Below are 12,318 nucleotides of genomic sequence, written 5' to 3' on the forward strand. Positions count from 1 at the left end.
ATGTTAATTACAGCGAACTTTAACTGAATTTAAAAACACTAAAAAATATAGCACCCATAATCAATAAATAATTTTTTGTTATATAAATCAATAATATATGCAATGCATCGTATAGCACAAATTGACAAGCAATATCTAACGGTCAGGAACTATAATAAATCCGCTATCATCATTATTTTACTATTTCCTTCATTGTGGCTCACGCAGCCAGATAATTCGTTAGTGTTACGGCCGGTCTTTTGACCGGCTTTTTATTGCCCGCGATATATAGTCAAAAGTATATTTATAATTTTTTGTTATACTTACACAATTAAATTATAGATAAATGATATAGTTTCACACTTATATTTAAGCACGAATAGCTCAAGTGATTAAGAACAATAATTAACCTGATCGTCTAATTATCATCTCGCTATTTATTAGTTTTTATTCATATTTATTGGTTTTCCATTAGCATGGATGAAAACTGAACTACTGTGTAAGTAAGACAATATAAGATAAAACATCTCCGACTATTTATGAAAATATCTAGCTTATAGGATATGAACTGGAACCGCCCGTTCACAATCAGGTTATCGCGATTATAGCCATGCTGATGCTCAAGCAGCTTATGCAATTGATAGGGGCCGTTCAGGGTCGGGCAATGCGCTCCCCTCGTCGGGGCGACCCAATGTTTTTTTGAGCGGTTCATTCAAGCCGGTCATGGCGCTTTTGGCATGCTGCCCGCGCGAGAAAGCCATGGTCAGTTGCATTAATGGCGCGATGGTTCTCACCATAGTTTAGATTTATTGGATTGTTATCATAAATCTGCTGATTGATTAATATTCAAGCAAGGCAATGATATAACCGGCAGCATGATGAATAAGATGACCCAGTATTGTGATAATCCAGACAAATCCCTTCGACCCGCATTTCGCTTTGTGATAGAAACGTCTGTCTATATTTATTATTCATATCAATCGCAGATCCTATACCTCATGACCGCCAAAACACGTCAATCCACATTGCAGCCCGGTGTTGCACAGCAAATCTCGACTCGGCTTGCATTTTTTATCTCCGGATTAGGGATGGCTGCCTGGGCACCGTTAGTCCCCTTTGCCAAGGAACGTATTGGCCTGAATGATGCTTCACTGGGTTTACTGTTATTGTGTATTGGTGTCGGTTCGATGCTCGCCATGCCCTTGACGGGTGTGCTAACCGCCAAATGGGGGTGTCGGGCGGTGATTTTATTGGCTGGGGCGGTTCTTTGTCTTGACCTCCCCTTGCTGGTTTTGATGAATACTCCCGTCACGATGGCGCTCGCCTTGTTAGTCTTCGGGGCGGCGATGGGCATAATAGATGTCGCGATGAATATTCAGGCGGTCATTGTTGAGAAAGCGAGTGGCCGGGCGATGATGTCCGGTTTCCACGGGTTATTCAGCGTCGGCGGTATTGCTGGCGCGGGCGGTGTGAGCGCATTATTGTGGCTCGGTTTAAGCCCCCTGACAGCCATTCTTGCCACCGTCGCGTTAATGATTATCTTATTGCTGACCGCCAATAAAAACCTGTTACAGGGCAGCGGAGAGCCGCATGATGGCCCGTTATTTGTGCTCCCGCGCGGATGGGTGATGTTTATCGGCTTTTTATGCTTTGTCATGTTCCTGGCTGAAGGCTCAATGCTTGACTGGAGTGCCGTCTTCCTGACCACACTGCGCGGTATGGATCCCTCGCAAGCCGGTATGGGTTATGCAGTATTTGCCATTGCCATGACGTTGGGCCGTTTAAATGGTGATCGGATAGTCAACGGATTGGGCCGATACAAGGTATTATTAGGAGGGAGCTTATGTGCAGCAGTGGGGATTATTACCGCGATAAGCATTGATAACTCAATTGCGGCCCTTATTGGCTTTATGCTCGTGGGGTTAGGCGCATCGAATGTGGTGCCAATCCTGTTTACCGCTGCGGGTAACCAAACCGTGATGCCGGCTAATTTAGCTGTCGCATCCATCACCACCATCGGTTATGCCGGTATTCTGGCAGGCCCGGCGGCAATTGGTTTTGTCGCCCAGGTCAGTAATTTATCGGTCGCTTTTGGCTGCGTGGCACTGTTGTTACTGACTGTCACTGCCAGCGCCAGAGCCGTCACGCGCTAACCAAGGGAACTGCATTATCTTTATGCAAAATAACTCGTTACCATCCAGTTCAGCTAACATTACACGTTGTTTCTGGCTGTTTATCCTATTGCTGCTCATCTCGATTGGGCTGTATGGTTACAACTATACCAATGCTTACCTGACAGAAAAAAAACACACATTGGCCTATATTGCCACCGGCTTGCAGCAGCGTATTGATGATTATCGTTACCATACCTACCAGATATACGATTTTGCCAACAATCCAGATATTTCGGACAAGAATGTTCTTAACGTCCAAGAAACTCGTCTGCGTCCTGATATTTATTATATTGAAAAGCCCCGCAAAAAAACTGACGCCGTCATTTTTGGTAATCATAACCCCGCGACACTGGCTATGGTTTTGCAGTTGTCGGACTATCTCGACAACCATTGGGGAGCCCAAAATGATATTTACTCGATGTATTATCTTAATGGTCAGGATAATAGTCTGGCGCTCATTACCACGCAGCCGTTAAAAGAAGTGACATCGCGTTTTAAAGAGAGCTACCTGACCGCCGCCGCAGAGTCTCGGCGTGCAGAAATGCTGCAACAGGCCAATACATTAGATGAGCGTGAGAGTTTCTCGCCATTGCGAAAATTACGCTTCCAGAATGCTTACTATTTTACTATCCGGACCACCTTTAACCATCCCGGCCATTTGGCCACGGTCATTGCCTTTGATCTGCCAATTAATGACTTAATCCCGCCGAATATGGCGCGATCGAACTTCCTCCTCCAACCTGACAAAACCCCGATTAATGAGGGTATGGCACCTGAGGATACCGCCACGGCCAGCGTAGCGTTAAATGGCTATTGGGTTGAAGTCTCTGCACCACTGGCTAACACCTCACTGAAAATTGTTTATCGTGTTCCTGTTACAGTGCTAGCCATTGATTTATTGAGGAATAATTTCTGGCTGATCCTGACCAATATCTTGCTGTTATTCCTGGCAATCTTAGGGGCCTGGTTAGCTCGCCGCCAATTCGTTCGCCCAAGTTCAGATATGATTGAGCAATTAGAGGCCCAAAAATCACTGAGTCAGGAAATCATTACCAGCTTACCGCAAGGGTTATTAGTCTATAACTTCAGCAGTAATACCGTTGTCGCCAGTAATCAGATTGCTGATAACCTGATGCCGCACCTTAACCTGCAAAAAATTGCCCATATGGCGGAACAACACCACGGGGTCATTCAGGGCACCGTAAATAATGAAGTGTACGAAATCCGAATATTCCGCAGTAAGTTTTCGCCCGAAACCTACCTTTTCTTGCTTCATGATCAAGATAAAGAAGTCTTGGTTAATAAACGCCTGCAACAAGCAAGGCGTGAATACGACAAAAGCCTTCAAGCGCGTAAGCTTATGTTGCATAACCTTGGGATTGAACTGAATCAGCCCCTGACTAACCTCAATCAGACGGCTAAAACATTACAAAACACCTCTGATTTAGCGCTGCGATATGAACTGACGGCTAAATTAGTAGAACAATCTGAAAGTATTATTGAGCTGGTTGATAATATTACCCTGCTTACTCGCCTGGAAACCCAAGACTGGCAACCTGAACAGCATAGTTTCTCCCTGTCGGCATTAATCGATGGCCTCCTGCTGGAGATCCTTCCCTCGATTAATCAGAAAGGTTTAACTCTGTTTAATCATTATCTTGTTGATCTTGAACAAAATTACATAGGCGATGAAAAAGTATTACGGAAAATACTTTCGTTACTGCTGCATTATTCTGTTATTACGACGGCTTACGGCAAAATTACCCTTAATGTGAGCCATGAGCCTGGGCATCCAGAACAATTGATTATCCAAATAACCGATACTGGCGCAGGTATTTCTGATGAAGAAATTAGCAATCTTAATTATCCTTTCCTCAGCCAAACATTGGCCGACAGATACAATCACAGTTCGGGATTAACTTTCTTTTTATGTAACCAATTATGTAAAAAATTAAACGGACAATTAGAGATCCGTAGCAAAGTTGATATAGGTACTCGTTATACAATCCGAGTTACGATTGCTATCCAAAATGAGCAAAAGGAGGAGCAAGAGAAATTATTGGATGGTGTGACGGTATTATTAGATATAACGTCGGAAGAAGTGCGTTCTATCATCACAACATTATTGAATTCATTCGGCGCTAACTGCATCATTGTTGATGACCGCTTGCCGGGACGAGACTATGATGTGACCCTGACAGACAACCCACAACACTATGATAAATTTACCTTATTACTCGCACCTGACGAAGTAGGAATGCAACAGTTGCAGGATAATTATATTCGGGTAAATTATAATTTAGGTAGTACAGTCATTGATGCAATATTATTATTAATTGAACAGCAAATTTTATCAGACGAATCCAACTATGAGTCTGAATCCATTGCTGATGGTGATATAAACGCATACGAACAACAACTAAAGTCCAGTGACTATTATTCCTTATTTGTTGAGACAGTACCGGTAGATCTGAAGAAACTGTATACTGAACTTCAGCAACGTGATTTCATATCGCTTTCGCAGACCGCACATCGATTGAAAGGCGTATTTGCTATGTTGAATTTGCATCTCGGCAAACAACTGTGTGAAACATTAGAACAGCATATCGCAGATGGCGATCGGTTGAAGATCGAAAATAGCATCAGTCAAATTGATTCTTTCGTCACCAGACTGTTGCAGCAAGGTAACCCATAACCATGAACAACCTTAATGTAATTATTGCTGATGACCATCCAATTGTTTTGTTTGGCATCCGAAAGTCGCTCGAACAAATTGAGTGGGTAAATGTTGTTGGGGAGTTTGAAGACTCAACAGCGCTGATTAACAATCTGTCTAAGCTTGATGCCAACGTGCTAATTACCGACCTCTCCATGCCTGGAGATAAGTATGGTGATGGCATCACATTGATAAAATATATAAAACGGCATTACCCGGACTTAGCCATAATTGTACTAACGATGAATAATAACCCGGCTATTCTCAGTTCAGTTTTGGACTTGGACATTGACGGGATTGTATTAAAACAAGGCGCGCCCGCTGATTTACCTAAGGCTTTGGCAGCATTACAGAAAGGGAAAAAATTCACTCCTGAAAGTGTGGCTAAACTGCTGGAAAAAATCAGCGCTAATGGCTACGGCGATAAGCGTTTATCACCGAAAGAAAGTGAGGTTTTACGGTTATTTGCTGAAGGTTTCCTGGTCACTGAGATTGCCAGAAAACTTAATCGCAGCATTAAAACCATCAGTAGCCAGAAAAAATCGGCGATGCTGAAACTGGGCGTGGATAATGATATTGCCCTGTTAAACTACCTTTCGTCTGTCACTATTGGCCAAGATAAAGAATAACTTCTGTTCTCCACCCCGGTATTGCACAGCAGTGCCGGGTTTTATCCCCTTCGTACTTGAAGCTGCAGCGGTGTTAGCTGCTCTCATTCACCCGAATCACTTACTCGTGTAAGCTCATCGGGATTCATTCGCTTGCTGCCTACCTGCAACTTCAATTACTTTGGGCATATATTTCTATTTCTTCTTTAGCGTGTTTTCCGCACCTTATCGCCATAATAACGCAACATCTGGCGCAAGGTATCCAATGTTACTGGCTTAGATAAACAGTTATCCATCCCGGCTTCAATACAGCGCTGTTTGCCTTCCGCCAATGCATTGGCAGTGACGCCAATGACTGGGAAATTATGATTCAGTTGCCGCAAGCGCTGTGTCAGACGATAACCATCCATATTCGGCATATTCACATCCGTCAGCACAATATCAACATTATTGGCACTCAACACGCCCAGAGCATCCAACCCATCATTCGCCGTAATGACCCGATAACCTAAAGTCGTCAGCTGATCAGCCAATAACCGCCGATTAATCGGATGGTCATCCACCACCAGAATTTGCAGGTCATCATTATCATCCTGATTGGTTTTCGCGGGTGGTAACGCGAGTGGAGCTTCTTCAACGACTTGTGGTTCCAGCAATATACGGTCCAATAGCGGGATGATTTCCAGCAATGTGGCGGTACTCAACAGCCAATAACCGGGCCGTGTTTCTTGTGGCAAACCAATATGCTCAATGGATATCTGAATCCAGGTCGATAATGGCGCGTTTATTTGTGGCAAGTAATCACAAATAAGCACTTGATCATGTAGCGTTTGCTCATTGCTGTAACGTTGAATAGTGGCACCGAAATGACTTAAAAGATCGAGTAAATAGCTTTCCAGGCGGGCATTGCGAATATCCAGCCACAATATCTTGCCTTGCCAGCGATCACTCTCCGGCAAAACTGCATTTGGGGCCTGATACTGATTTTCTTTCAAATACAAAGGAATACGAATAGCAAAGATGCTGCCCATTCCCAGTTCAGACACCACCTCAACATCGCCGTCCATCAAGTTGATCAATTTCTCACAAATTGCCAACCCTAAGCCGGTTCCTTGGAAATGGCGCTGTACTCCGGTTCCTACCTGGAAGAAAGGATCAAATAACTGATTTATCTCACGGGAGTTAATACCCACGCCAGTATCCCGCACACGGAATTCCAGATAATAACCCCGCACCCTGACTTGCAAAATAATACAGCCAGTATCAGTAAACTTAATAGCGTTATTCAGCAAGTTAGAAATGACTTGTTGCAGACGAACTGCATCACCCACCATTATCCGCGGAACATTCGGTTCAATAAAACAGTACAAACCTAAGCGCTTCTTCACCACCAGCGGTAAATAGTTCGCCGTGATATGTGTTATTACTTCGACAATAGAAAACTCGCTCGGCTCAATTTTCAGTTGCTCAGATTCTATTTTAGAAAAATCGAGAATATCACTGATAATTTTGAGTAATAGTCCGGACGAATTGTTCATTGCTGTCACCAGCCGGTCAACACCCTGTGGCAACTCTTTAGTTTGTAATAAATCGAGATTGCCGATAATGCCATACAGTGGGGTGCGCAGCTCGTGACTGACTGTCGCCAAAAACATGGATTTCGATTGGCTGGCCTGCTCTGCCGCCGCCGCCATTTCCTGCAATGACTCTTCCATTTTCACCCGTGAACTGACATCCACCAGCACACAAATCGCCACATTTTCATTACGATAGCGGGAGTGAACAAAGCTGATTTGTAGATTGTTATTATTACTGGTCATCACATCAACAAAGTTTGCCTGCTGCTCACAAATAATGCGGGTAATACGTTCACGATCCTCATTTGTCAGTAAATTAATATAGTTATGCGCGAGTTCGTTACTGAGGATATTGGTGCCATCGCTAATGCGTAATATAGAAATACCCACCGGCGCAGAAGCAACAATTTTACGGTTAAATTGTTCATGTTCTTCCAGCCGCAGAGCATTATCTTCAGCTGGATGGAACATTTTCCGTTCAAACAACCAGGCCAGAGTGAATATCACCACAGCAGATAACGCATTCAGCAATAATGCATTAAAAATTAATAGTTTAAATATGTCTATTATGGTTCTGACCGGCAAGGAATAGGCAATACTGAGAGGGGAAGGCAGTAAATTCTTTTTCAGAATCAGATAATTATAATCATCTACATAACCGAAATAAGAGGGTGAATCAGGATAGTCATCCAATATTGAAGCGTGGCGCTCCCCGGTTGCCAGACGCAATACGGGCTCATTATTTTCATCCAGCAAAGCCACACCAACAGGTAATGGCCCCGGAGAAATGAAATCCTCCAACCGAATAGTCTGCTCTGTCCCCACCAATGCTTCTAATTTATTGCCCACATAAAGCGGGCTTAGCACATATAAGGTGCCAATTTCAGGCCGCACACCGGGAACAACCCAATACAGTGGGCTGTCTTTATCCTGATTATTTGCCTCACGATATTTTGCAATGTGTTCATTCAAAGATTTAAGCAGACTCTCTTGCTCCATCGGAACATTTCGAATATCGAAATCCACCATACACATAGTGTCGCTGCCAATAAAAAATATCCGGTTAAGATCATAGGCAGCTGCAAAGTTCTCTTTCCAATACAAGATAAGGTTGCTGAGAGAATCTAATGACGAGTGACGAGACGCATTAAGTGTGGCGCAATCGGCCGTTGGATTAAGTGGGTAATATTTGGGCGTGGCTTTATTTTTAATAAATGCGCCAGCCGCGATATCACTGCTTGCTGTATTGTGGTTTAACCTGTTTTCCGCCATATATTTGATATCACGGATAATATCGGAAGAATGCCGAATGTAGCTCTGTGCTAAATCGAAGTTAGTATTATATTCCTGACGAATATCAGATTTTTTCTCGTTAAGGATGTTCAGGATATAAAAAGTGGTCAGCAGTGCGCCAAGGGACCATAACATGACAGCCAGAACCCGAAATAGGTAACGGGAGATTTTCAGTGTCGTGCGAAATGAAGAAAGATATTTCAATCTGATACCATGGTGAAAGCATCGCCGAGCAGGCTGCGTGGTCTACAGAATACACTACCCACGGCTCATAAAAAAGTCAGCATAAAAAAACCAGCTCGTAAGCTGGTTCTTGGTTTTGACAATGAATGAGTATCAACAGCGCATTATACGTTGTCGTCCTCGCCTTCATCGTCTTCTGCTTCGTCAGCAGCATCTTCATCTTCCGGAGTCTTCAGCGCAGCCTCTTCTTCACTGCCCTCTTCACCTTCTAATGATTCACCATCAAGGATTTCATCGTCCTCTTCCGGCTCAGCAACACGTTGCAGACCGACAACATGCTCGTCTTCAGCGGTACGGATCAGTGTCACACCCTGGGTATTACGGCCCACGATGCTCACTTCAGATACGCGGGTACGCACCAGTGTACCGGCATCTGTGATCATCATGATCTGGTCAGTCGGCGCGACTTGCACAGCCCCAACAACCTTACCATTACGCTCACTGACTTTAATGGAGATAACCCCCTGAGTCGCACGCGACTTAGTTGGATATTCTTCCACGGCGGTACGTTTACCATAACCGTTTTCAGTCACTGTCAGGATTTCACCATCACCACGAGGGATGATAAGAGAAATAACCCGATCGTCGCCATTGAGGTTGATACCACGGACACCGGTCGCAGTACGGCCCATAGAACGGACCTGCGACTCAGGGAAGCGAACCACTTTACCCAATGCGGAGAACAGCATGACTTCATTGCTGCCATCAGTCAGATCGACGCCGATCAGCTCATCGCCTTCATTCAGATTGACGGCGATAATACCGGCACTGCGTGGGCGACTGAATTCGGTCAGTGCGGTTTTCTTCACAGTACCGCTCGCGGTAGCCATGAAGATATGACGACCTTCTTCGTATTCCCGCACGGGCAGAATGGCGGTGATTCGCTCATTTGGCTCAAGCGGCAACAAGTTGACGATCGGACGACCACGCGCCCCACGGCTAGCTTCCGGCAACTGATAGACTTTCATCCAATAGAGGCGGCCACGGCTGGAGAAGCACAAAATAGTATCGTGGGTATTGGCGACCAACAGACGATCAATGAAGTCTTCTTCTTTGATACGGGCAGCCGACTTACCTTTACCACCGCGACGCTGAGCTTCGTAATCAGTCAGAGGTTGATATTTGACATAACCCTGATGAGACAGTGTCACAACCACATCTTCCTGATTAATCAGGTCTTCAATATTAATGTCGGAGGTATTCGCAGTGATTTCTGTACGACGCGCATCATTATATAGCTCTTTAATAGCCACTAACTCTTCGCGGATAACTTCCATCAAGCGCTCTGGATTTTCCAGAATAAAGATCAGCTCACCAATGACGGTCAGCAGCTCTTTATACTCATCCAGCAGTTTTTCATGCTCCAGGCCGGTCAGTTTCTGCAAACGCAAATCCAAAATGGCCTGAGCTTGCTGCTCAGTGAGATAATACTTGCCGTCGCGGATCCCGAACTCTTCTTCCAGCCATTCAGGGCGGGCAGCATCATCACCGGCACGTTCCAGCATCGACGCGACGTTACCTAATTCCCATGGGCTGGCAATCAGGCCGGCTTTTGCTTCGGCAGGTGTTGCCGCACGGCGAATCAATTCGATAATCGGATCGATGTTAGCCAATGCAATGGCCAGCGCTTCAAGGATATGCGCGCGGTCACGTGCTTTACGCAGTTCAAAAATAGTCCGGCGCGTCACCACTTCACGGCGGTGACGAACAAAGGCCACCAGGATGTCTTTCAGGTTAAGCAATTTAGGCTGCCCTTGAGACAGAGCCACCATATTGATACCGAAAGTCACCTGCAATTGCGTCAGAGAGTAGAGGTTATTCAGCACCACTTCCCCGACAGCATCGCGTTTGATTTCAATCACAATGCGCATGCCGTCTTTATCAGACTCATCACGCAACGCACTGATGCCTTCAACGCGTTTTTCTTTGACCAGCTCGGCGATTTTCTCAATCAACCGCGCTTTGTTCACCTGATACGGGATCTCGTGAACAATAATGGTCTCACGGCCGGTTTTGGCATCAGCTTCGACTTCAGCACGGGCGCGAACATAAATCTTGCCGCGACCGGTACGATAAGCTTCTTCAATACCACGGCGACCATTGATAATCGCAGCGGTTGGGAAATCTGGCCCAGGGATGTACTCCATCAACCCTTCAATGGTGATGTTTTCATCTTCAATATAGGCCAGGCAGCCATCAATAACCTCAGAAAGGTTATGCGGCGGAATATTGGTTGCCATCCCGACGGCAATACCTGACGAGCCGTTAACCAGCAAGTTAGGGATTTTGGTCGGCATTACGGCAGGAATTTGCTCCGTGCCGTCATAGTTAGGCACGAAGTCAACGGTATCTTTTTCTAAATCCGCTAACAACTCGTGAGCAATTTTAGACATACGGATTTCGGTATAACGCATCGCTGCGGCGGAGTCGCCATCAACGGAACCGAAGTTTCCCTGTCCATCCACCAGCATATAGCGCAGTGAGAACGGCTGAGCCATACGCACGATAGTGTCGTAGACCGCGCTGTCACCATGCGGGTGATATTTACCGATAACGTCCCCGACTACACGGGCCGATTTTTTGTATGGTTTATTCCAGTCATTACCCAGTACATTCATCGCAAACAGTACGCGACGGTGAACGGGCTTCAGTCCATCCCGGACATCTGGTAATGCACGTCCGACAATAACGGACATCGCGTAATCCAGATAGGAGCTTTTCAGCTCTTCCTCGATGTTGACCGGTGTTATTTCTCTGGCAAGGTCGCTCATTGAGCCGCTATCCCTCTACTAATTACCGGATTTAAAGGTACGAAACTATATCACAAAACCCTGATTTTGGCGAAACTACATGATGATTGTCGAAACGAATGACGTATAATCCGCGCAAAGAAATAAAACAGAGAGAACTGACCATGTCTATAGATACCACCGCCCCCCATCGTCAAATTGCTGAACAGATAAATGTCGATGAACAAGAAATTGCTAAGTTTGAAGCAGTTGCCTCCCGCTGGTGGGATTTAGAGGGCGAGTTTAAGCCTCTCCACCGCATCAACCCGCTGCGTCTTGATTACATTTTGCAGCGTGCTGGCGGTATTTTCGATAAGAAAGTGCTGGATGTCGGTTGCGGGGGCGGCATTCTGGCTGAAAGCATGGCGCATGAAGGTGCTCAGGTTACCGGGCTGGATATGGGTTATGAGCCACTACAAGTTGCGCGGTTGCATGCATTGGAAACCGGCACCAAACTCGATTATGTTCAGGAAACAGTTGAAAGCCACGCGCAAAAGCACCCGCAACATTACGATGTAGTAACCTGTATGGAGATGCTCGAACACGTCCCTGACCCGGCTTCGGTTATTCGCGCCTGTGCGCAATTGGTCAAACCCGGTGGGCATGTTTTCTTTTCGACCATCAACCGCAATACCAAATCCTGGCTAATGGCGGTGGTAGGCGCTGAATATATATTGAAGATGGTGCCCAAAGGCACCCATGACTCGAAAAAGTTTATTCGCCCATCAGAACTTATCGGCTGGGTTGACCAAACGCCACTGCGCGAACGCCATATTATTGGCTTGCATTACAATCCGATAACAGACCATTTCAAGCTGGGCCGCAATGTTGATGTGAACTATATGGTGCACACTCAACGGGATGAAGAATAAGGCGCTGATTATTGCCTATCAAGAAGCAAGCAACTCGGCTGATCCTTGAGGGTTGAGTGCGCTTGAT

6 protein-coding genes and 1 pseudogene are annotated in these 12,318 nt (G+C 45.5%); 4 read left to right on the forward strand and 3 right to left on the reverse strand.

Going from position 1 to position 12,318, the window contains the following annotated elements:
- Positions 1–580: 580 nt before the first annotated feature.
- Positions 581–770, reverse strand: a pseudogene (locus FTA91_RS20070) (hypothetical protein); the annotation flags it as partial.
- Positions 771–977: 207 nt separating this feature from the next.
- Between FTA91_RS20070 and FTA91_RS09020 the strand changes: the two are divergent.
- Genes FTA91_RS09020 through rcsB form a run of 3 tightly spaced genes read left to right on the forward strand, consistent with a single transcriptional unit; the run spans position 978 to position 5,498 of the window.
- Positions 978–2,132, forward strand: coding sequence for an MFS transporter (locus tag FTA91_RS09020; RefSeq protein WP_050113017.1), 1,155 nt, complete (start codon positions 978–980; stop codon positions 2,130–2,132).
- A 22-nt stretch (positions 2,133–2,154) separates the two neighbouring features.
- A complete protein-coding gene (rcsD, locus tag FTA91_RS09025; RefSeq protein ID WP_050113016.1) occupies positions 2,155–4,848 on the forward strand; it encodes a phosphotransferase RcsD in 2,694 nt (897 codons plus the stop codon).
- Between the two features lie 2 nt (positions 4,849–4,850).
- On the forward strand, positions 4,851–5,498 hold the full coding sequence (gene rcsB / locus FTA91_RS09030) for a response regulator transcription factor RcsB (RefSeq protein ID WP_004389433.1): 648 nt from the start codon (positions 4,851–4,853) through the stop codon (positions 5,496–5,498).
- Positions 5,499–5,683: 185 nt separating this feature from the next.
- Here the strand turns inward: rcsB and rcsC are convergent, their stop codons facing one another.
- Together rcsC and gyrA are read right to left on the reverse strand one after the other, a co-directional pair.
- The gene (gene rcsC / locus FTA91_RS09035; RefSeq protein WP_145583208.1) at positions 5,684–8,551 is read right to left on the reverse strand and encodes a two-component system sensor histidine kinase RcsC; all 2,868 of its coding nucleotides are present in this window, start codon (positions 8,549–8,551) and stop codon (positions 5,684–5,686) included.
- 143 nt (positions 8,552–8,694) lie between these two features.
- Positions 8,695–11,361 (reverse strand): DNA topoisomerase (ATP-hydrolyzing) subunit A, encoded by a 2,667-nt coding sequence (gene gyrA, locus FTA91_RS09040; protein WP_050113014.1) that lies wholly within the window; start codon positions 11,359–11,361, stop codon positions 8,695–8,697.
- A gap of 143 nt (positions 11,362–11,504) precedes the next feature.
- Between gyrA and ubiG the strand changes: the two genes are divergently transcribed.
- Complete coding sequence (gene ubiG / locus FTA91_RS09045; RefSeq protein ID WP_050113013.1) at positions 11,505–12,251, forward strand: bifunctional 2-polyprenyl-6-hydroxyphenol methylase/3-demethylubiquinol 3-O-methyltransferase UbiG; 747 nt, start codon at positions 11,505–11,507, stop codon at positions 12,249–12,251.
- Positions 12,252–12,318 lie beyond the last annotated feature (67 nt).

The organism is Yersinia thracica, from assembly GCF_902170565.1.
GTDB classification, from domain to species: Bacteria; Pseudomonadota; Gammaproteobacteria; order Enterobacterales; family Enterobacteriaceae; genus Yersinia; species Yersinia thracica.

What these genes read in the sequence shown, in the direction of transcription:
- FTA91_RS09020 (WP_050113017.1), top strand. Translation starts at nt 978, where the DNA reads ATGACCGCCAAAACACGTCAATCCACATTGCAGCCCGGTGTTGCACAG.
- rcsD (WP_050113016.1), top strand. Translation starts at nt 2,155, where the DNA reads ATGCAAAATAACTCGTTACCATCCAGTTCAGCTAACATTACACGTTGT.
- rcsB (WP_004389433.1), top strand. Translation starts at nt 4,851, where the DNA reads ATGAACAACCTTAATGTAATTATTGCTGATGACCATCCAATTGTTTTG.
- gyrA (WP_050113014.1), bottom strand. Translation starts at nt 11,361, where the DNA reads ATGAGCGACCTTGCCAGAGAAATAACACCGGTCAACATCGAGGAAGAG.
- ubiG (WP_050113013.1), top strand. Translation starts at nt 11,505, where the DNA reads ATGTCTATAGATACCACCGCCCCCCATCGTCAAATTGCTGAACAGATA.